Origin of the sequence: Advenella kashmirensis W13003 (assembly GCF_000506985.1) — a bacterium.
Taxonomy (GTDB): domain Bacteria; phylum Pseudomonadota; class Gammaproteobacteria; order Burkholderiales; family Burkholderiaceae_B; genus Advenella; species Advenella kashmirensis_A.
On record NZ_KI650979.1, the window covers coordinates 1,874,754 to 1,895,523 of the forward strand.

Genomic DNA, 20,770 nt, shown 5'->3' on the forward strand with positions numbered 1-20,770 from the left:
ACAATTAAGATAAAAAATATCTTTATGCTCAATAGCAAATTACTCAGGCAATTCATTGCCGTTGCCGAAGAACTGCACTTTGGGCGAGCTGCCCAGCGGGTCAATATTGCCCAGTCGCCCCTTAGCCAGGCGATCCAGAAACTGGAGGAACACCTGGATGTGCAGCTGTTTGAACGCAATAAAAGAAATGTGACATTGACTGCAGCTGGTCGGGTCTTTCTGGAAGAGGCTCGGCAGTGGCTGAAATACGAGCGGCTGGCGATAGAGCGCGCGCAGCACGCCCGCAATGGCGACATCGGTCATCTTTCAATGGGTTTCATCGGCAGTGTGGGATATGGATTTATGCCTGATCTGATTACCCGCTTCCGGGAGCAATATCCGAATATTACCTTTCGTCTGGTGGAAACAACGACGCTGGATCAACTGGAACAATTACAGAATCACAACCTTGATGTCGGTCTGTTGCGCACACCGCTGGCCTCCCAGGCACGTGGTGTCAAAACCCGGTTTTATGCGCGTGATAGGCTGATGGTGGCTTTGTCGGTCAATCATCCCCTGAGCAGCCGAAAACGGATTTCGCTCAAAGAGCTGGCGCAGGAATCCTTTGTAGCGTTCTCCCGGGAGCGGGTGCCTGCTGCTCATGCGCAGCTTATAGCCGCTTGTATGGAGGCCGGCTTTTATCCAAATATCGAGCAGGAATGCGCGCAGGTCGCCAGCATGGTGTGCATTATTGCGACGGGGTTGTCGGTCGCACTGGTTGCGGGCAATCTGACTGCTTTGATTCATCCCAGCGTACGCTATATCCCGCTGTCGGATAAGACACCGCATCTGCACCAGGAAATATCGGTGGCGTGGCGCGAGGACGATCAAAATCCGGCGCTGACTTCGTTGTTGAAGGTTGCCCGGATTTAAGTCTAACTATTGCTCATTTAAACGGTTATCTGCAATCGCATTTTTTGTACTACTGTGGTTCAAGACCCGTAATTTTCATCATTTTTTCGGTCCATGCCGTTTGGTCTTTCAGACGCTGGCTATATTCCTGCCCGCTCAGGCGTGATATTGAAACGCCGGTGGTTTCCAGTTGCTTTCTTACTTCCGCGTTATCAAGCGCCACATCAAGCGCATGCTTGATCGCGCTCACTACACTGTCCGGTGTACCTTCAGGAACTGAGATTCCTCCGATAGACGTATTGTCGACATCGGGAATCCCCAATTCGGCAACCGTTGGTACTTGTGGAAGTTGAGGATTCCGCGCTTTTGTCAGGATCGCAAGCGGCCTGATTTTGCCGGCTTTTATCTGGGGGATGGCAACAGATGCCAGCACAAGAGCAAAGTCGACTTGTTTACCAATGACCGCATTCAAAGATTCAGATGCGCCTTTGTACGGGATCTGCAAGGCTTTGGTGTGCGTTTTGGCCAGAACGAGTTCGGCACCCAGATGCGACGGCGTTCCCACTCCACCTGATGCGTAAGTCAACGGTTCATTTGCTTCCTTGAGTTTATCGATTAATGTCTGGAAACGATCGTAGGGTGAGTCCGGCCGTACGATTATGACGGAGTCCGACTGAGACATGCTTCCTACATGCGTGAAATCTTTCATCACATCAAAGCCGGGCCTTGCGTAAATACGCATATTATCTGCCATGGCAGTCGAAGAATAAAGCCAGGTATACCCATCCGGACGGGCACGCTTGACCGCTGCAGCGCCAATATTGCCAGCGGCACCACCACGGTTTTCCACGACAATCGTTTGTCCGAGAACGCCTGACATTGCATTCGCGATAATTCTGGCATTGGAGTCGGGGCCGGTGCCGGGCAGGTAGGGCACGACCCATGTAATGGCAGACGACGGATAGTCGCTTTCTTTGGCATGCCCGGCAGTCATTGTTACAGCTGCGGCACAGCATACAACAGACGCTATTTTTCTGATTTTTTTGTTCATTTTTGTCTCCTTGTCATTATTTAAATATAGATATTCTTACTGCCGCTCACTTGCCAGCAAATCGCGAGCAATGGTATTGCGCTGAATTTCACTTGTTCCGGTCAGGATGCGGTACATGCGCAGCAGCCGGAACATGAACTCTACCCGGCTGCCCTGGACGATGCCTTGTCCTCCATGGATTTGCACGGCCCGATCGGCAATGCGGAAAGCAGTTTCTGAGCAGAATAATTTGGCCATGGATGTCTGCGCACGCCCGTCAATGCCCTGGTCCAGCGCATGGGCGACGCTCAGGACCAGGGCGCGTGCTGCTGTCCATTCGGTCGCCATGTCGGCCAGCATATGTTGTATTGCCTGGAAGGCCCCAATGGGCTGGCCGAATTGGCGGCGTTCCATGGCATATGTGATGGAATCACGCAGCGCAATACTCGCATGCCCGAGCATGGCAGGGCAATGCATCAGCCGGTTCACGGATATTCGACCCAGCGCCATCGCCAGGCCTTTACCCTGTTCACCAATCATATTGGCAGCCGGGATGCGGCAATCGGACAGGATGATATCCCCGGTGCTTGATTGACCTGCCAGCGTTTTGTACCCTGATTCGACCACAAAGCCCGGTCGACTGCGTTCCACAAAGAAGGCGGAGGTCTCGCGGCGTTGCGGATCATCACTGGTCGAGGCAATGACCACGGCCATGTCGCAAAAAGGGGATCCTGAAATATAGCGTTTTTTACCGGTAAGGATGAAGTGATCGCCGTCGCGCACCGCTTTTGTTTGCACTGCGCCGGCATCGGAGCCCGCTTCCTGTTCTGTGATGGCAAAACAAATAGCCTGCTCCGCGCGGGCTACGGGCAGGATAAAGCGCTCCATCTGATCGGGTGTAGCGGCGCGCGCCAGGGCCCCCACTCGTGGCGGTCCAGACAACTCTCCCATCACATGGGGGGCCAATACTGATCCTGTCGCATAAATCGCTTCTTTGATGAGAACGAGGTCTCGAACGCCAAACCCGGCACCACCAAGTTCTTCAGGCAGATTGACCCCGTAGAACCCATGACGACGAGAAAGCGTCCATACGTGTTTGAGCAGTTCGCGTGAGGCGCCGGATTCGTATGTAATGCCATTTTGCGAAGCCAGCGGGTCTATCTCATTTGAAATAAACGCCTGTACTTCCTGAATAAATTCATATGCTTGTGGGGAGCCTTCAAATGTTTTTGTGTCCAGATTCATGCTGTCTCCGCTTCAATTGACCAGGCGGGCTCTGCCGCGCCAGTAGGGTTCGCGTACATCTTTGCGCGAGAGTTTGCCGTTTGCATTTTTGGGTAACTGATCGACAAATGCCACGGAGCGGGGACGCTTGAAATCGGCAAGCCTGTCGCGGCAAAAGGTCATGATTTCTTCTTCGCTTGCCTCTTGACCGTCTCGCAAAACGACAACCGCAGTCACGGCTTCTCCCCAGCGCTCATCCGGTATGCCGATCACGCATGCCTCATACAGAGCAGGGTGTTGAGCCAGTACGGTTTCCACTTCATTGGGGTAAACATTGAATCCGCCGGTCACAATCATTTCCTTGCGACGATCTACAATGTAGATGTAACCTGCATCGTCCATCCGTGCCAGGTCGCCCGTACGCAGCCAGCCGCGCTTATCGAAAGCATCGGCAGTTGCCTGGGGTGTGCGCCAAAAGCCAGCAAAAACATCCGGGCCGCGCACGCAGATTTCGCCGATTTCATCACCCTTGACGCGGTTACCTTGCTCATCCAACACCTCCACCTCGGACTCACAAGATATGCGTCCGCAGGCGCCAAGCAGTTCATCCCGCCCTTCCTCGATAGCGATACGATGGTCCTCTACACTCAGCGCAATGATGCCGCCAGTCGTTTCTCCTGCCCCATATCCCTGCGATAATACGGGACCGAAGGCTGACCATGCTTCCCGGATACGGGTGGGTGAAATGGGCGCGGCACCATAAAGGAGCAGGCGCAGGCTGGACAGATCACGTGTCTTGATGCCGGGATCCGCCAGCAGCGCGTTAATCATGGCAGGTACGACAAAGCAAATTGTCGCTCGGTGTTTCTCTATTGCTTCCAGGACCTGGTTGGGCTGGAATTTTTCAAGCAACAGAATCGTACCGCCCTGGTAGAGAATGGCCTGCATGAACATCCCACTGGCATGCGTAATAGGTCCGCTCAGCAGTAGCACTTCTTTTCCCTGCATATGCATCCGACCCATTACATTCTTGCGCAAGGACGCCATGCGATTGCCCACCGTTTGCATCGCCGCCTTGAGCTTGCCTGTCGAACCAGATGTGTAATGCAGAACGGCAAGATCGTCTGTCGCCATATCAATATGGATATGCTCATCGGAATGCCGGCTGAGCAATGTTTCGTAGTCTTGCCAGTCTTCAGCGGTTTCGTCTGAAGAGAAAATAAAGCGGTGAGCCAGGGCAATGCCATTTTGAGTTGCTTTGTCTATCATGGCCTGATGTTCCGGCCCGGTAAAGCAGATGCTCGGCTCTGCATTGGACAGCGCATCTTCCAGCTCATTCTGGGCCAGGCGGGCGTTGAGTGCTACTTTAACCAGGCCAGCCTTGTACAACGCACACTCCAGCTCTATGATTTCTGGCCGGTTTGGGGAAACGATTGCTACCCGGTCGCCTTTCTGTAAGCCAAGCCCGAGCAAAGCATGGGCAAGGCGATTGGACCTTTTTTCAAGTTCTGCATAAGTAATGGCGTGATCGCGAAACAGGATGGCTGTTTTCTGCGGCCAGAAGCGTGCACTGCGTTCCGTAAAAATTCCAATATTCATTTGATCTCCTTTCGGGCAAGTGTATCAACGCGTTGATCAGCCCGGGATAAGTAGGAGGTGGCATCTGATAAGGTATACTTATCACCAAAAATGACAATTGAAAACCTATGAGTATCCGCCTTGACGATGTCGATTACTTTCTTGCTGTCGCCAAACATGGCAAGGTCCGCCGTGCTGCCGAAGCACTTGGAGTGAGCCAACCTGCGATTACCCAGGCGCTGCATCGTCTGGAAAGCGAGTGGGGTTTCCCGCTATTTTTTCGTAGCAGCACCGGCATGCAACTGACGCCGGCGGCGCAACCGTTTTATGAGCGCATATGTAAATTACGGTCAGGGCTGGACGACGCGGTCAAAGAAGCGTCTGACCTGCACCTGGGAGAACGTGGTCTGCTGCGGGTGGGTGTATCTACGCTTTACATTCAGCGCGTATTTGTTCCGGCTGCGCTGGAATTGCAACGGCAGCGCCCTGCGGCACGTTTGCGGCTCATGTTCAATTTAAATGACCGGTTACAGGAAGCGCTGCACGCAGGCGACATCGACTTATGCATCAGCGCCTTGCCACGCGTGGTGCATGAGGACCTGACGCCAGTGTCCTTGCTGGATGACCCCATCGTGCTGGTAGTGAATAATCGCCATCCTTTGCTGAAAATCGCGGAACTTCGGCTTGAAGATTTGAGCGACGAATCCTGGTTGCTGCCTGCGTCTACTGTAAATATCCGCAGGGAGATAGAAGGCCGATTCGCAGAAGCCGGATTACCGCCTCCACGGGTCGTTGTCGAATTCAATAATGGAACGTCGGGTCAGCTGAATCCGCTCATTGAGAATACCAACCTCATCGGTTTGATGAGTGAATCGACGCTTAATAGTACCGCGGGCGCGGGGCTCAAGGCGTTGCCTCTGGAGCAGGGTCGATTTATACGCAAAGTGGGTATCCTGTACCGGAATACTGCAATCCTGTCTCCATTGGCGCAACGGTTTATCGATTTGGTGCATGGGCAACATTCCTGACAAAACGTGGACGGTTATTGCGGTGTGACGCCTGTATCTTTTATTAATTCCCCGACAATACGGTCTTCCGAGCGTAATAAATCCAGGCAAAGATCTAAACTTACACAGGTGAAGGGGCGGCTTGCCAAATTTTCCAGCCTTTTAATGACATCCGGGTCTGACACGATTTTTGCTGTTGTGTCATGCAGGAGTTGTTCTGCAGGGTGAACTGATCGGCTTGCTTCGTCCGTTCGTTCAGAAATTCAGCAGCGTGGGAGTAGAGTGGCTGGGTGAAATGCCTTGATGTCGCTTCGTTAATAAGAAATGAGATGACGTTGTCGAGTCTGGCTTCCTTTCTAAGAAAATTACAGGCCCGATCCTGGCGGTAATGCGGGGGACAGACGCTAAGTACCCGGCAGAGGCAAAATAGTCGCCTCTGTCTCTCCTGCGCTGCTATTCTCTTACAAAATCCTCACCATTTCTGTTCAGAACACGCCCTTTGCGGATGTCTTTGTAGTTCGCTTCGTCAACGGCAAGTTTACCGTTCACAAAGACATATTTCATTCCTTTGGCCAACTGATGGGGTTCAGTGAAAGTGGCCATATCCTTAACTTCTTTTAAGTCAAAGATGGTTATGTCTGCGTACATATTCGTCATGAGAAAGCCTCGATCCTTCATGCGATGAACAGTAGCCGGAAGACCTGTCATTGAGTGTATCGCTGTCGCCAGCGGAACCAGATTATCGTCACGCGAATACTTGGCAATCATTCGTGGAAATGTACCGTAGACTCGAGGATGCGGCACACCTTCTCCCATAGGGACAAGATCACCATCAGACGAGGTCATGCGCCACGGTTTGTTCATAAAAGATACGACGTCGCTCGTGAGCATATTGAAAGAAACGATGCCAATCTGTCCTTTTGCCTCGATCAATAACTCGATTGTCGTATCGACCGGACTCTTGCCTCTGCTTTCAGATATTTCGCTGAGCAACTTTCCTTCCAGAGAAGTATCCGGGCTGAAATTGGCCAATTGAATGCGTTCCGCGCCCCCGCGTCGTTCTAAATTCGTCTCGATTTCAGGTCGCATTTTGTCAAGGGCTGCGGTATCTTTAAGGTTTTCCAGCATTTTCGATGTGCCGCCTGCCATAGCCCATCGTGGAATGAGCGCAGAAGATAACCCGGTCTTGGAAGCTTCATAAGGATATTGGTCTGCCCACATTTCTACGCCATCGGCCCGCGCTTGCTCTATGCGTTGAGTTACCGCCTCAGAAAAGCCCCAAACTCGTGGGCCCAATGCTTTGACGTGTGTTACAACGCCGGGAATTTTTGCCTCTCGGGCGACCTTGATGACTTCGTCGACTGACGGGATAAGTCCGATTGAGTAGTCGCTTTCGTCTCGGATATGGCTGGTATATAAGCCGCCGAACTCTCCGACGACCTTGCCCAGCTCCACAATTTCAGAAATATCAGCAAAAGATCCCGGAACATAAAAAAGACCGCTGGACAAACCGAACGCGCCATCCTGCATGCCCTTACGTACCAATTCGCGCATTTTATCCAGCTGCTCTTCACTTGCATGTTCGTCTACATCTCCCATTACCAAGCGACGAACCATCCCATGCGGAACAAGCTGGGCCACATTCACGCCAACTCCGTGGCTAAGAAGCTTTTGGCGCTGATCGGCGATATTGACGGTATCAGTGCCGGCCGAACCGCCGCCGCCATCCGGGTTGACGACGACGGTGGTCAAGCCTTGTGCTAAAAGGGGTTCTGCTCCCCCCAGTTCAGCCTTTACCAGGCCGTCCCCAGCATGCGTGTGCGGGTCGATGAACCCAGGCGATACATAGAGTCCAGTGGCGTCAATGCGTCGTTCTGCACTCATATCCTTCAGATTTCCAATTGCTTTTATGCGGTCCCCCTTTACAGCCACATCGGTCTTAGTCCATGGCGCACCGGTACCATCGAATACGAATCCGTTTTCGATAATCACATCGACTTTGTCATTGCTTATATCTTGAGCCAGAGCCGCTGAAGAAATCACACAGAGTGCAAGCCCGGCCAGTGTCTTTCCCACATTATTTAACATCTTTTCCTTCCTCCCTTCATGATCAATATTTATTATTGGCTGTAATTTAATAAAGGGGATGAACTTCACCATGATTCACAATGAAGTACTCCCGATATTTATATTTAGTCTAGCGCTGTCATGATAATTCAGGCTAACGTAATGCTATTGACTGAGTGTAAAAAAATGAAAGTAAAAATATATTTAATGGGAAGGATTAGCTGCACCAACCAACCTGACGCGCATTATGATTTTTTCGCAGGTGCGCTCGGTTGCCTAACTGTTGTACGTCCGAAATAGAAAAACTAAAGCCATCAAAATTGCTTAGATTTTGATGGCTTTAGTTGTGAATCAGCAGGCGTTGAAAGAAAATAAAAAACCAACAGACTTCAGTCTTTCGATTTAATATGAACAGAAGAAATAAAGTCTGTCGATTTCTTCTTAGAGGAATTTTTAAGGAAAATTGGACGTTAAGTCTGTCGATTTATCTGGTCGTCGCAATTTTCCATATCAAATTTGAACTAAAGTCTGTCGAGGCCAGTAGAACTGCGGCTTTTGAAGCCCCAGAATACCTGCGTTTGCGGAATTGAGTATTATGAATTTTTCTAATTCCCAGCTTGATTTCGTATTATGAAAATATTATATGGACTAGTTGATGAGATATCCGAGACCAGCGCCTACCGGATTGCTTAAGTTCATGCTTATCCCTATATCAATTTGATTGATCTTCAAAAGTGCAAAGCCATAGCCTTTCCCCCTGAAAAAGAAAATCAGTAGAAAAGGAATAGAGCTTGTTGATTTTTATTCTTCTCTTAACAGAACTCTATTTCTATACAAAACCACCGAAAGCGACATAAAAAATTCCTCAGGGACTAGGTCCTTCGGGATGCGTATCACGGAGATGACGCACAAATCTGAAGAATCTGTCGGACGTACGCTGGAACAGCGTACGTCTTGAATGATATGGATGTCAAAGGTATCCATATCATTGCGGCTAACGAAGCATCCTTAATCCATCTTACCGCCATTTCTGACGTTCAGTGCAAAGGGTGAGGTGCTACACGAAAAAAACCTGCTACAGACGAATTGGTGTGGTAATCAGTTGTATTTTTTTAAAATATTGTATTATTATATTGTAGTACAATAATTCGCAACTAAACTGAAAGAATGGGCGCGTGCAAGCTCTTCTATGATCAAGAGAGGTGGTCAAATTTGAACGCTCAATACCTGATTTCTAAATTTTCCAATGAGTTTTCCAATGAATGCTTGTCGGAAAGCATTGTGAGAAGCGTTGCGTTAACGTTGTTGGATACCTATGCAGTAGCCCTTGGGGGACAAAGTGAACCAGCCTGCCTGGCGGCCGGGCAATATTTAGACGCACCGGGTCTGGATCCACAAGGAGTGTCAACCGTTTGGGGCTTGCGGCGGAAGACGTCACCGGAAGTCGCAGCATTAATAAACGGGGTTGCTGCACATGTTCTAGACTATGACGATGTGAGCAGCCCATTACGTGGTCATCCCAGTGTCGTTCTGTGGCCTGCATTGGCTGCATTGGGAGAATATACGGATATGCCAACAGCCAAAATGGCCAGTGCATATCTTGTAGGTTTCGAGGTGATGCTTAAGCTGGCGCGAGGGTTTGCCATTTCACAGTATGCGACCGGATGGCATACCACAGCCTCCATTGGAATTATCGGCGCGACTGCGGCGTGCGCTCATCTTCTAGGGCTGAATATCTTCCAAACCAGCCACGCCATTGGTCTGGCGGTTGCGCAGACTGGCGGCAGTCGACAGAACGTCGGAACCCAGGCTAAATCATTTCAGGCGGGCCATGCCAATGCGGCTGCGGTACGTGCTGTCTTGATGGCACAAGCGGGATTCGAGGCTTCACCGGAAGCTTTGGATGGACCCTTTGGTTATTTTGCTCTTTATGCGCAAGATAGAAATGGCGGTAATGAGCTCTTCTCCATGGGAAAAGGAGCTTTGGAATTTGAGTGTATTGGCATCGATGTAAAAAAGTATCCAATGTGTTATGCCACTCATCGCGCGCTTGACGCTGTCACCGATCTGATGACGACACATAAAATTCATTGCGATGATATCGAGTCCGTAACGGTGCAAACGAACTCAGGCGCTTTAATCCCTCTTGTACATCCTTCGCCAGAAAGAGGGTTGGAAGGAAAATTCAGTATGCAATACGGAGTCGCTGCGATGCTGCTGGACGGCCAGGTCTGTTTATCGAGCTTTACCGATGCTGCGGTGGCCAGGCCTTCGGTCCGCGCGCTGATGCGACGTATTGCAGTCAGGGAAACCGACTCACCTATTGCTCCCCGTTGGGCCGAGGTTTGCATTCGCACAAAAAATACGGCTGTATATACCCAGAAAAGCGAGCTATTAAGAGGATCGGCGGCTGCACCTCTGTCAGAAAATGAAATGCTGCTCAAGGTGAAAGATTGTCTGGAATGGGGTAACTACAACGTCGATACTGCAAAGCTATACAAGGCGGTGATGAGGTTGGGAGAGGGGCATTCAAGGTCGTATTTTCAGCAGATTTACGAAACACTTTTGTAATGACTGATGTTCAAAAACAGGCTGCTTTTATATATAAAAAACGCAACCTTAAATCAATGATTGGAGACGAGTAAATGAATTTAAATAAGTTTTCTAAAATATTATGTTGGGCCGTGAGTGGCACCCTAGGAGTTTCAACGGCGGCTGCCGCCACTTTTCCCGACAGACCTGTTACCGTAATGGTGCCGTATCCGGCAGGCGGGGGAACGGATGCGCTTGCGCGGAAACTGGCCCGCAGCCTGGCAGATTATTGGAAAGTGCCTGTTGTTGTAGAAAATGCAGGCGGTGCGGAAGGACAGATCGGTACCCAGCGTGTGCTCAATGCGCCAGCCGATGGCTACACGCTCTTGTTTCAGATCAGTCAGATGTTGTTGTGGAATAAAACAGTACCGAATAACAAAATCGATGCAGTGAACGATTTTCGTTATGTCTCCAAAATCCAGACCTCACCTTTGGTATTTGGGGTTTCCTCAAAGCTTCCAGTGCGTAATTTCGAAGAGTATGTGACTTGGTGCAAATCGAATGATTGCGCATGGGGTTCCGGAAGCGCTTATGCGCAGCTGATTGGCAAGCAGTTAATGGCAGAAGCGGCTCTTGCTGACACCGTTAACGTGCCATACCGAGGAACTGCGCCGATGATGACCGATGTATTGGGGAGCCATATTGCAATGGCGGTTCCGGCAGTAACGTCAAGCCTGGGGCAAATTAAAGGTGGAACGTTTAGGGCGCTGGCGGTCGGATCGAAAATGCGATTTGATCAATTGCCTGATGTCCCGACTCTCGCTGAACTCAAGTATTCAGTCCAGGGTGAGACGTGGTATGGTTTGCTGGTTGCCAAGAAAACTCCCCAGCCTGCTTTCGAACGTATTGTCCAAGCCGTCAGGGCAGTCTCGACTGACGAAAGCTTGCGGGCACAGATACGCGCCGAAGGCGGCACGCCGGTATTCAATGCGCCGGATGTTTTCCAGCGTGAAGTGGAGCAGGAAAGCGAGCAGCTCAATACGCTACTGGATCGATACTGGGCTCCCCAAAAGTAACTCAAAGTCCGTTTTTCAAGGAAAAATATCGGGTAATTTCATTACCCGGTCAGCCGCGTTCGCCAGGTGCTTTTGCATGAGACGCTCGGCAAGTTTTGCATCGCCCGCGAGCATTGCCGTTGCGATTTGGCTATGTTCCTTCTTCGAGCTAGTAATGTAGTCCCGATCCAGCGAACCCCTGATTTGGTATTTGACAAATGGGAGCTGCATTTGTTCGACAAGGCTTTGCAGTTTCTGGTTGTCGCAAAGTCTGAGTATGGTGCTGTGAAATTTGCTGTTTTCTTCTGAGAAATTCGCTATGTCGTCCGGGGCGCCGCTTGCGATCTGCTCTAACATTTTGTGTTCTTCCTTAAGTCCATGCTCTTTCAGATTCTCTGTCGCCAGTCTGGTGGCAAGTCCTTCGATGACCTGTCGAATCAGAAATAGATCGTGGATCTGTTTTCTGGAGAATTTTTTGACGATAGCGCCCTTGTTTGGCACGACATCAATAAATCCCTCTGCCCCCAGTCTTCTGAACGCTTCGCGCAACGGCCCGCGGCTGACACCATAGTCTTTTACCAGGTCGGTAGCGACCAGACGCTGGCCGGGTGCGAAGGTCCCATTCTGAATGGATTTTTTTAACTGATTAAATAGCTGTTCGACCGTATTGCCATGCAATTTGGGTGAAGACGACGGGGCTTCTGACATAGATCCAGGCTCGAAGAAAAAATAGGTTAATCGCCACGCTCTATTACAAGACAGGCGAGAAAATTTGTGTGTCCTATTTTACTACCATATTGTAGTATCGAATATATTCATTGATTGTAGTACAATATAGGGATACAATAAAATCATTCAACCTCATTATTTATTCTGTGCCAGGAGCAGCCGTGAACAAACCAGCCACACTTACACAGCCAGAGCAACGTGCCGTACCCTGCGTCATTCTGCGAGGCGGTACGAGTAAGGGGATTTATTTTCATGAGGAGCATGTACCAGCGCCTGGTCCGGAAAGAGACCATTTTCTGCAAACCGTCATGGGCAGCCCCGATATCTTGCAGATCAATGGTCTGGGTGGGTCTCGCCTTATCACTTCCAAAATCGCAATCGTCAAGCGTTCAGAGCGAGACGATGCAGACATCGATTACACCTACGCGCAAGTGGTTCCCGATCGCGATGTCGTCAGTTATGCAGGCAATTGCGGCAATATTTCGTCGGGTGTCGGGTCATTCGCAATTGACGAGGGACTTGTGAGTGCCGTGGAGCCCATCACTCAGGTCCGTATATTCAATACGAATACGCAGAAAATACTTGTTGCGCATGTGCCTGTCGGTGGCGGCCTTGCCAGAGTTCACGGTGACTTCGCCATTCCTGGCGTGCCCGGAACGGGCGCGGAAATTTTTATGGACTACAGCAAAACGGCTGGAGCCAAAACTGGAAAATTGCTTCCGACAGGCAGCGCCCAGGATGTTGTTCAGTTAGAAGATGGCACTCAACTGACTGTTACGCTGGGCGATCTGGCCAATCCATGCGTATTCGTCCACGCACAGGACGTTGGATTGACTGGCAGCGAAATGCCAGTACAAATCAATGAAAACAAGGCGCTTATTTCCCGACTTAAGGAAATAAGGGGAAGGGCAGCGGTATTGGCTGGGTTCTGTGATGATTGGAAGCGGGCAGAAGCGGCATCGCCAAGTTTGCCTCTGGTCGTCATCATCGCTGGATCTGACGATTACTTAGACATGAATGGCAAGGCCGTTCCTCAGGAACACATGGATTTGCGAGCACGGCTGGTTTTTTATAACAAATGTCACGAGAGCATGGCAGGAACAGGTTCAATGTGCACGGCTGCAATGTCCAGAATACCCAATACCATTGTGAATTTGACGGCGCGTAATACTGAGGGCGACACGCTGCGTATTGGTCATCCTTTGGGGGTAATGCATGTTGTTGCTGATGCAAACTCCGATGCGGTACAGGGAGAAGTCAGGTTCAAGCGCCTTGGCTTCAGCCGCACAGCCCGGCGGATTATGAGCGGTACTGTCTATATACCCAATAAACTGACATCAGACGAAATTGGATAAGCACCAGGAAAGTGGATTGAGCTTGGCGCTCACTTGATAATAATTGGAGAAATTGAATGAACAAAGCGTCCGAAAAATTCCGTGCACTTCTTGGTGCAGGAGAAATGGCGGTTGCGCCAGGTGTCTATGATGGCCTGACAGCCCGTCTAGTTGAGCAGGCCGGCTTTCCGGTAGCCTATATGACCGGAGCGGGTACCTCTGCAGCCAGAGGTTATCCGGACTATGGCTTACTGACGATGACTGAAATGGCCGAGGCTGCCGGCGTCCTGGCTCGAACCGTCAACATTCCTGTTATTGCTGATGCGGACACCGGTTACGGCAATGAACTGAATGTCACACGCACCGTCCGTGAGTTTGAAATGCGCGGGGTAGCGGGTATACATATTGAGGACCAGGTCTTTCCGAAGCGTTGTGGCCACTTGGATGGGAAGGAGATTGTTCCTGTAGACGATTTTTTAGCGAAAATTCGCGCTGCTGTGGCGGCGCGTCAAGATAATAACTTTTGTATCATCGCCCGCACTGATGCGCGTGCCGTTACTACGTTCGAGGAAGCAATTTCCCGGGCAAATCAGGCAATTGACGCCGGCGCAGATATGATTTTTGTTGAGGCGACGCAGTCTATTGAAGAATTTGAGCAAGTGCCCAAATTGGTGCGCGGGCCGTGTCTGATTAATATTGTAAAAGGGGGTAAAACACCTGACATATCCCTGGTGGACGCTGCTAATGCGGGTTACCGGCTTGCAATATTACCAAGCTTGTTGTCGGTCGCTGCGACCGATGCTTGTGAATTGGCCCTGACACAATTGATCCAGACAGGACGACCGCCTTCCTCGGCTAAGGGCGCTTCTTTACAGGCGCGTTTTCAACGATTCCGGGCCGACGAATGGGATGCATTGCGTACCCGCTTTCGTGGTGAAACGTCGGAGTCCAGCGAGCACGTGGATCAGAAGAGGGCGTGATAATGAAAGCGCGTACCTTACTGGATAAGCTCTGGGATAGTCATGTTATTCAGCAATATGAAAATGGCTGGGCATTGTTGCATATTGATAGGCAATTACTTCATGACCTTTCGGGGACCGCAAGTCTGAACGCACTATCCGCTCGTGGCTTGAGTGTACACAATCCCGAACTGGTATATGCAACGCCGGATCATGCCGTCTCTTCGGCAACTGGCAGGGACGCGTTTACCTATGAGACGGGTGGAAAGTTATGGAAACGCCTTCACAATCTTACTCAGCAAGAGAATATCCGTTTCTTCGACATTGGTCAGCAGGGACATGGGATTGTTCATGTGATGGCGCCTGAACTGGGTCTGGTATTGCCCGGACTCACCGTGATTTGTGGCGATAGCCACACGTGCACAAATGGGGCGCTGGGGGCTCTGGCATTTGGTGTGGGTTCTTCTGAACTTGCGCATGCATTGGCTACCCAGACATTGAAACAGCGCAAGCCCAAATCGATGCGAGTTCGATTCGAGGGGGCGCTATCGGCGGATGTGACCGCCAAAGACCTGATTCTATACACGATCGGACGGCTAGGAGTTTCTGCCGGGACAGGCTACGCGGTCGAATATACCGGTCCGGTGATCAGGCAGCTTTCCATGGAACAGCGCATGACATTGTGCAATCTGTCCATAGAGTTCGGTGCAAAAATGGGTTTCATTGCACCTGACCAAACCACGTTTGAGTACATAAAAGGACGCCAATACGCGCCACGCGGAGACATATGGGATCAAGCTTGTGAGGCCTGGCTTACGTTGAACTCGGACGCCGACGCCCTATTCGATAGCGAAGTGGTCATTAACGCCGATGAAGTCGGGCAAATGATCACCTGGGGTATCAGCCCCGAACAGGTCATTTGCGTCGACCAGAATATTCCCGATGTTGATGTGTCTTTGGACGATAGCGTGCGCAAGGCACGACAAGCTGCAGCGGAGTATATGGGCTTGACGCCTGGCGCCCCGCTTGCCGGCACACCGGTGGACCGTGTTTTTATTGGGTCCTGTACCAACGCTCGGCTGTCCGATCTTGTGGAGGCGGCCCGGGTGGTTCAAGGGCGTCATGTGGCGGGACACGTCAATGCTTGGGTTGTGCCTGGTTCGGAAGAGGTTAAGCAAGAGGCTCAGGCGTTGGGGCTTGACGTGGTTTTCAAAAATGCAGGATTTGAGTGGCGGGAACCGGGTTGCAGTATGTGCGTGGCAGCTAATGGAGAAATCGGGCGATCCGGTGAAAGAATCGTTTCGACGACGAACAGAAATTTTGTCGGGCGCCAGGGACCTGGGGTACGCACTCATCTAGCCAGTCCGCGCGTGGCCGCCGCGTGTGCGCTTGCGGGCGCCATCACCGGGACAATTGGAGGTTGAATGGACAAGGTAAGAATCATTGAAGGTTGCGTGGCCAATTTGCGCAGGGATAATCTGGATACCGACACCATTATCCGTATTGAGCGCCTTAGCGCCATCGAAAGAAGCCAGCTCGGGCAGTACGCGTTTGAGGCCCTTCGTTACGGCAAAGACGGCGAGGCCGATCCGTCCTTTCCCTATAACCAGCCGATGTTTGCGCAAGCCCCGATTCTGATGGCCGGAAAGAATTTCGGCTGTGGCTCATCCAGAGAAGGCGCAGTGTGGTCGCTGGTCAGTCTGGGTGTTAGATGCATCATTGCGCCCAGTTTTGGTGAAATATTCCACAATAATTGCTTTCAGAACGGTGTGTTGCCGATTGTTTTGCCAGAGGGAACGATTACATCAATCGACTTGCAGACAAGCCAGGGACATGCGCTCACAGTGAACTTGGAAACGCAGCAAATCCTGTTGCCTGACGGTCATGCCATCGGATTTGAAATTGATGCGCGCAGACGTGACGCCTTACTTGAGGGCCGGGACGATATTGAGCAGACATTGACCCAGGATGCAGAAATATGTGCATGGCAAGCACAGGATCGTCAGGCCAGACCATGGGTCTGGCTGCACATAGCGAACAACTAGTAAACTCATCAACGGAGATATTGATGTATTCGATACTTAAAAAAATTTCATCAACCATATTCTTTGGTTGTCTAGGTTTAAGTCAGGCGCTTCACGCTCAGGCGACCTATCCCGAAAAGCCGATAAAAATAGTTGTTCCTTATACTGCAGGTGCAAGTACAGACACATTGGCGCGCATTGTAGGAGAATCAGTATCCAAGCAACTCAAGCAACCGGTAATCATCGAGAATAAGCCTGGCGCAGCCGGCATTATTGCCAGCAATTACGTTAAGCAGCAAAAGCCGGATGGTTATACCTTGATGTTGACTACAGACGGCATAGCGTCGGTCAATCCCTCTCTGTACAAAGCCGTGTCGTACGATTCAGTCAAAGATTTCACATCGTTGACAGTGGCGGTTTCGGTGTCCAATGCGCTGGTCGTACGCAACGACTCGGCGTTCAAGACAGTGGGTGACGTTGTGGACTATGCGAAGAAAAATCCGGAGAAACTGTCGTATGGCTCAGCGGGTGTTGGTAGTTCGTTGCATATCGCTGGCGAATTGCTAAACGATACAGAAGGCATCAATATCCTGCATGTACCATACAAGGGTGGCGCAGCAGAAATGAATGCCCTGCTCGGCAACGAGGTCTCGATGATTTATATACCCATGGTATCGGCCTTGAATTTTCAGTCGGCTGGGAAGGCGCGTATCCTGGGGATAGGCAGTAAAGAACGCAATTCTGCCGTACCTGATGTGCCCACTTTCAAAGAGCAGGGGATCGAATACGATTCCGATACCTGGTATGGATTTGTAGCACCTACCGGCGTTGACACCGCTGTAGTCAATGTGCTGAATGCGGCGATAGAAACTGCGCTGATCGATAACAAAGATCGCCTGGAAAAAATGGGATTTACGGTGACAGCAAGCAGTCCAGAGCAAATGGATGACGCAATTAGGACAGGCCTCGAAAGATGGAAGCCGCTTCTGCAGAAGATTGATCTATTCCAGAAAATGTAAGTCTGGGGAAGGTACGGGAGCAAATGTAAGTTATTGCACTGGCTTTGCTTATCGGCCAGATAACGAGCGACTCCCTACTATATTTGCATAGAATAAGTGTCAAATAATTAAAAAATGGGCCAAGGTGGCACATTTAACGGTTTTATTCGCTAGCGGACAGCTAACTTGTGTGTCTATGACGAGTTGTTCGCTATCCAACGTCATGTACCAGATGACCTGCCGAAACGGTATTCAATTCTTTACCGGAAATTGACATGACCATTCTGCTGCGTAACGGGGTTGCTCGAATGACGAGGTACTGGAGAGGCTGTTGTTTGCTATCGTAGACCAATCGGGTGGTTCGAAGAACGGGAGAATTGACTTTGATTTTCAGATGGTCTGCCACATTAGGGTCTGCCATTTCTGCCGTCACTTCCTGAACCACTTCTCCCAGTTGTGTGCCATCGCTGATCAGCAATTCGTATAAAGGTCTAGAACGTAAAGCGGATGCAGTTAGAATCGGCGCAAAGCGCGGTAGCATCCACGCGTCCAGTAACATCAGTGGCGTGCCTTTACGCTCGCGCACGCGCACCACATGTACCGCATTTTTGTCTTCGCTCAAACCAATCGCCCGCGCTATCGTTAACGGTGGCTTCGCCAACTCCGACAGAATCAGCAAAACCCTGGTTTCATGGACAACCTGTTTCAGGCCTTGCAGGTATGTAAGTGATACGGTGGCCGCAGGCTTTCGCTGGTTCGGAAGAACGAATGAGCCGACACCTTGTTCATTTCGAATCAGGCCTTCTGTTTGCAGTTCTGAAAGCGCGCGCCGCACGGTAATACGTGATACTTTGAATTGCCTGGTAAGCGTATCCTGAGTCGGCAGTTGTTGACCTTCCAGATAAACACCATCCAATATTTGCTGACGAAGCGTCAGAAAAAGCTGGTAATGCAATAGTGTACCTTGAGCTTTGAGAGAAACTTTAGATGTTGGCATAGGGAAAGTTGTGAATAGAGCAATGTGGCCGGTTATTGCGATGTCTCGTTTAAATGTAATCGCCTGATCATTGCTTCGTATTCTACCAAATCGCCCTGAAATCGTTTGTTAAATTCTTCAGGAGGGTCTCCTCCGATTTCGGCACCCAGAAATTTTAACTTATTCAGCACCTCGGGGTCTGTGAGCACGGTTTTAACGTCTTCGTAAATAGCATCGACTGTTTCCTTGGGCATTTTTCCTGGACCGAATAGCCCATACCAACTATGTGATTCCAGGCCTGAAATGCCCTGTTCCAGCAGCGTGGGAGCGTTCGGTAACAGTTCACTGCGGCGAGAGGAGAGCACACCAAGGACTTTGACTTTACCGTCTTTGAGAAACGGCATGGCAGATGTGATACTCATAAAACCGGTGTCAATCAGGCCATTGAGCAGATCAATTGTCCATTGGGAAGAGCCTCTGTAGCCAATATGTTGCATATCAAATTTTTCGCTCTCTTTGAGTCGTTCCCCATACATGCGCGTGCTTGTTTCAGCGCTCCCGAAAGTGAATTTTCCGGGTTTTTTTCTCGCTTCACTGATAAACTCAGGTACATTTTTCGCCTGCATGCCAGAAGAGGCAATCATTACCACTACTGGGCGGGCAAGTGTCGTGATCGGAGTAAAAGCGGTTTTGGTGTTGTAGGGAAGTTTCTGAGTCATTATGTAGGGGTTGATGACAATCGAGGCGACCGACAGCAGTAAGGTCGTGCCGTCTGGCTTCGACCTCGCTACATGTGCTGCACCGATAGAGCCATCGCCACCAGATCGATTATCGACCACTACAGGTTGGCCCCATATCGCACTCAGCTTTTGAGCAAAGAGTCGCCCGACTGTATCAGTCCCTCCTCCCGGGCCATAGGGTACAATCAACGTAACGGGTTTGGACGGCTTGAATTCAGAGGACCAGGCCGATTGTGCGCAAACGCCCATTAACAGGCCTACTAATAATTGGTTGAATATTTTCATAATTGTCTCCTTAGCTATAAAAATACATCAATACGCGCGGCTGCGGAATGATCAGCAGTCCGAGTTGAAGTTCGACGTATTAACGCTGAAAAATGCGCGTATCACGGTTGAAATGACATACCCATTGCGAGAGCCTGGTCGGTATCGAAGCGCAGGCAATGTGCGTCGTAGTTCAGTCCCTTGTTTCCTCCGCGTACCGTCCCGGCTTCGCATGAACCCGTATACAGGTCCCAACCCTTGGGTAATTTGAACGAGTCCGGCATCGCCAGCCACAGGCGGTAGAGTGTGCGCTTGTTACTTTCGTTTGCATCGTCCTGAAAGCTCGTCCGGGAATGCAATATGGTTTGGTTGCTCAACAGTTGCAGGTCTCCACGCTCCAGGTGCATGCAGTACATAAGATCGGGGCGTCTTATTACAGCGTCCAAGTACCCAATTGCTTCACTCTGCAGTGCAGTCAAACTTGGTACGCCTTCCAGTCTCTGGGCATTCCAGACGCGATTGCGGTTCCATGCGCAAAAAGTTCGGCCTTCTTCAAATCCATAGATCGGTGCATTTATCCACGAGGCTTCACCGGGTGCTTCCTGACCGTTCTTGCTGAATGGATAAGGCAGGAGTAAGGTTCGGGCCAATTCCGATCGCTCATGGGCAACAACCTCAAGGGCTTTGACGGCGCTGGTGCACATACTCATTCCCCCAACGGGGGCCTGGTTATAGCAACTGAGAAGAACAATGTCCGCGCCGTCGACATGGAAGTCCAGTTGTTCGTGGGACGAGTACCCTCGACCATTCGGGCTTCGATAATCGGTACCGATATTTTTCACCTCATTCATGTATGAAGTGGATCGATCCTGAGGACGAGCGACGCCAAAATGTAGTCCTATGGCCCAGGTTATCAGTGCAAATTCATCCGGCCGCACATTCTCGCGGGGTATGCCCTTGATAAGGGCCATGCCGCGACCATCGCGCACTTCCCTGAAGCTCGTTGTCAGGGCATTTAGCACCGCATCAGAAAATGGAAAATCCGTCTTGCGGTATTCCAGCATTGATTTCTCTTCCCGACGGCCGTTGCGTACGGTGCTTAATAGTTCGGTAGCAATGTCGGGCGAGAGTTGATTTATCCAGCTGGTATCTTCGGTTACGTCAGCTACCGTCCATGCTGCGCGAGGGTTGGGATTTTTCTTGAGTTCGGATATGACGTCCACGAGTAGTCTCCTTTTGAATTGATGATGAACAGTTTGTAAGTATGTTGATATACCAATATACCAACATACTTACAAAAAAGCGAGTTTTTTTTCTTGTTGATGCTACGTTGTCAATAGTGGCGGCTGAGCGACTTGCTTC

The 20,770-nt window shown here is 50.5% G+C and carries 17 protein-coding genes; 9 read left to right on the forward strand and 8 right to left on the reverse strand.

Annotation, left to right across the window (positions count from 1 at the left end):
- Positions 1 to 24 precede the first annotated feature (24 nt).
- The gene (locus tag W822_RS32590; protein ID WP_031242511.1) at positions 25 to 912 is read left to right on the forward strand and encodes a LysR substrate-binding domain-containing protein; all 888 of its coding nucleotides are present in this window, start codon (positions 25 to 27) and stop codon (positions 910 to 912) included.
- Positions 913 to 961: 49 nt separating this feature from the next.
- Here the strand turns inward: W822_RS32590 and W822_RS32595 are convergent, their stop codons facing one another.
- The 3 genes from W822_RS32595 to W822_RS32605 are packed head-to-tail and all read right to left on the reverse strand — an operon-like array spanning position 962 to position 4,744.
- The gene (locus W822_RS32595) at positions 962 to 1,942 is read right to left on the reverse strand and encodes a Bug family tripartite tricarboxylate transporter substrate binding protein (RefSeq protein ID WP_024004805.1); all 981 of its coding nucleotides are present in this window, start codon (positions 1,940 to 1,942) and stop codon (positions 962 to 964) included.
- A gap of 36 nt (positions 1,943 to 1,978) precedes the next feature.
- Positions 1,979 to 3,166, reverse strand: coding sequence for an acyl-CoA dehydrogenase family protein (locus W822_RS32600; RefSeq protein ID WP_024004806.1), 1,188 nt, complete (start codon positions 3,164 to 3,166; stop codon positions 1,979 to 1,981).
- A gap of 12 nt (positions 3,167 to 3,178) precedes the next feature.
- On the reverse strand, positions 3,179 to 4,744 hold the full coding sequence (locus tag W822_RS32605; RefSeq protein ID WP_024004807.1) for an AMP-binding protein: 1,566 nt from the start codon (positions 4,742 to 4,744) through the stop codon (positions 3,179 to 3,181).
- 107 nt (positions 4,745 to 4,851) lie between these two features.
- On the opposite strand from W822_RS32605, the gene W822_RS32610 reads away from it, so the two are divergent.
- Positions 4,852 to 5,751: a LysR family transcriptional regulator gene (locus W822_RS32610; protein WP_024004808.1), complete on the forward strand. Its 900-nt coding sequence runs from the start codon at positions 4,852 to 4,854 to the stop codon at positions 5,749 to 5,751.
- Positions 5,752 to 6,183: 432 nt separating this feature from the next.
- Here the strand turns inward: W822_RS32610 and W822_RS32615 are convergent, their stop codons facing one another.
- Positions 6,184 to 7,890, reverse strand: a complete 1,707-nt coding sequence (locus W822_RS32615) for an N-acyl-D-amino-acid deacylase family protein (RefSeq protein WP_081724323.1) — start codon at positions 7,888 to 7,890, stop codon at positions 6,184 to 6,186.
- Positions 7,891 to 9,009: 1,119 nt separating this feature from the next.
- Between W822_RS32615 and W822_RS32620 the strand changes: the two genes are divergently transcribed.
- Both W822_RS32620 and W822_RS32625 read left to right on the forward strand, forming a co-directional pair.
- Complete coding sequence (locus W822_RS32620) at positions 9,010 to 10,368, forward strand: MmgE/PrpD family protein (RefSeq protein WP_172642775.1); 1,359 nt, start codon at positions 9,010 to 9,012, stop codon at positions 10,366 to 10,368.
- Positions 10,369 to 10,442: 74 nt separating this feature from the next.
- Complete coding sequence (locus W822_RS32625; RefSeq protein ID WP_024004811.1) at positions 10,443 to 11,405, forward strand: Bug family tripartite tricarboxylate transporter substrate binding protein; 963 nt, start codon at positions 10,443 to 10,445, stop codon at positions 11,403 to 11,405.
- Positions 11,406 to 11,420: 15 nt separating this feature from the next.
- Here the strand turns inward: W822_RS32625 and W822_RS32630 are convergent, their stop codons facing one another.
- Positions 11,421 to 12,092 carry a GntR family transcriptional regulator gene (locus tag W822_RS32630; protein WP_024004812.1) on the reverse strand — a complete coding sequence of 224 codons (672 nt, stop codon included), beginning with the start codon at positions 12,090 to 12,092 and terminating at the stop codon, positions 11,421 to 11,423.
- 182 nt (positions 12,093 to 12,274) lie between these two features.
- On the opposite strand from W822_RS32630, the gene W822_RS32635 reads away from it, so the two are divergent.
- Genes W822_RS32635 through W822_RS32655 form a run of 5 tightly spaced genes read left to right on the forward strand, consistent with a single transcriptional unit; the run spans position 12,275 to position 17,449 of the window.
- The gene (locus W822_RS32635; protein WP_024004813.1) at positions 12,275 to 13,468 is read left to right on the forward strand and encodes a 2-methylaconitate cis-trans isomerase PrpF family protein; all 1,194 of its coding nucleotides are present in this window, start codon (positions 12,275 to 12,277) and stop codon (positions 13,466 to 13,468) included.
- 56 nt (positions 13,469 to 13,524) lie between these two features.
- Complete coding sequence (locus W822_RS32640; protein ID WP_024004814.1) at positions 13,525 to 14,427, forward strand: isocitrate lyase/PEP mutase family protein; 903 nt, start codon at positions 13,525 to 13,527, stop codon at positions 14,425 to 14,427.
- A 2-nt stretch (positions 14,428 to 14,429) separates the two neighbouring features.
- Positions 14,430 to 15,830, forward strand: coding sequence for a 3-isopropylmalate dehydratase large subunit (gene leuC / locus W822_RS32645; RefSeq protein ID WP_024004815.1), 1,401 nt, complete (start codon positions 14,430 to 14,432; stop codon positions 15,828 to 15,830).
- Complete coding sequence (gene leuD, locus W822_RS32650; RefSeq protein WP_024004816.1) at positions 15,831 to 16,451, forward strand: 3-isopropylmalate dehydratase small subunit; 621 nt, start codon at positions 15,831 to 15,833, stop codon at positions 16,449 to 16,451.
- Positions 16,452 to 16,474: 23 nt separating this feature from the next.
- Positions 16,475 to 17,449 carry a Bug family tripartite tricarboxylate transporter substrate binding protein gene (locus W822_RS32655; RefSeq protein ID WP_024004817.1) on the forward strand — a complete coding sequence of 325 codons (975 nt, stop codon included), beginning with the start codon at positions 16,475 to 16,477 and terminating at the stop codon, positions 17,447 to 17,449.
- Positions 17,450 to 17,639: 190 nt separating this feature from the next.
- On the opposite strand, the gene W822_RS32660 is transcribed toward W822_RS32655, so the two are convergent.
- The 3 genes from W822_RS32660 to W822_RS32670 form a co-directional block, all read right to left on the reverse strand.
- Positions 17,640 to 18,425: a GntR family transcriptional regulator gene (locus tag W822_RS32660; RefSeq protein WP_024004818.1), complete on the reverse strand. Its 786-nt coding sequence runs from the start codon at positions 18,423 to 18,425 to the stop codon at positions 17,640 to 17,642.
- Positions 18,426 to 18,457: 32 nt separating this feature from the next.
- Entirely contained in the window at positions 18,458 to 19,429 is a 972-nt protein-coding gene (locus W822_RS32665; RefSeq protein WP_024004819.1) for a Bug family tripartite tricarboxylate transporter substrate binding protein, read from the reverse strand.
- 101 nt (positions 19,430 to 19,530) lie between these two features.
- Complete coding sequence (locus tag W822_RS32670; protein ID WP_024004820.1) at positions 19,531 to 20,631, reverse strand: TauD/TfdA family dioxygenase; 1,101 nt, start codon at positions 20,629 to 20,631, stop codon at positions 19,531 to 19,533.
- Between the last annotated feature and the right edge of the window lie 139 nt (positions 20,632 to 20,770).

Excerpts from the sequence above, each read along its gene's own strand:
- W822_RS32615 (WP_081724323.1), bottom strand. The coding sequence starts at position 7,890 with ATGGTGAAGTTCATCCCCTTTATTAAATTACAGCCAATAATAAATATT.
- W822_RS32605 (WP_024004807.1), bottom strand. The coding sequence starts at position 4,744 with ATGAATATTGGAATTTTTACGGAACGCAGTGCACGCTTCTGGCCGCAG.
- W822_RS32625 (WP_024004811.1), top strand. The coding sequence starts at position 10,443 with ATGAATTTAAATAAGTTTTCTAAAATATTATGTTGGGCCGTGAGTGGC.
- leuC (WP_024004815.1), top strand. The coding sequence starts at position 14,430 with ATGAAAGCGCGTACCTTACTGGATAAGCTCTGGGATAGTCATGTTATT.
- W822_RS32595 (WP_024004805.1), bottom strand. The coding sequence starts at position 1,942 with ATGAACAAAAAAATCAGAAAAATAGCGTCTGTTGTATGCTGTGCCGCA.
- W822_RS32660 (WP_024004818.1), bottom strand. The coding sequence starts at position 18,425 with ATGCCAACATCTAAAGTTTCTCTCAAAGCTCAAGGTACACTATTGCAT.
- W822_RS32665 (WP_024004819.1), bottom strand. The coding sequence starts at position 19,429 with ATGAAAATATTCAACCAATTATTAGTAGGCCTGTTAATGGGCGTTTGC.
- W822_RS32590 (WP_031242511.1), top strand. The coding sequence starts at position 25 with ATGCTCAATAGCAAATTACTCAGGCAATTCATTGCCGTTGCCGAAGAA.
- W822_RS32600 (WP_024004806.1), bottom strand. The coding sequence starts at position 3,166 with ATGAATCTGGACACAAAAACATTTGAAGGCTCCCCACAAGCATATGAA.
- leuD (WP_024004816.1), top strand. The coding sequence starts at position 15,831 with ATGGACAAGGTAAGAATCATTGAAGGTTGCGTGGCCAATTTGCGCAGG.
- W822_RS32610 (WP_024004808.1), top strand. The coding sequence starts at position 4,852 with ATGAGTATCCGCCTTGACGATGTCGATTACTTTCTTGCTGTCGCCAAA.
- W822_RS32640 (WP_024004814.1), top strand. The coding sequence starts at position 13,525 with ATGAACAAAGCGTCCGAAAAATTCCGTGCACTTCTTGGTGCAGGAGAA.
- W822_RS32630 (WP_024004812.1), bottom strand. The coding sequence starts at position 12,092 with ATGTCAGAAGCCCCGTCGTCTTCACCCAAATTGCATGGCAATACGGTC.
- W822_RS32655 (WP_024004817.1), top strand. The coding sequence starts at position 16,475 with ATGTATTCGATACTTAAAAAAATTTCATCAACCATATTCTTTGGTTGT.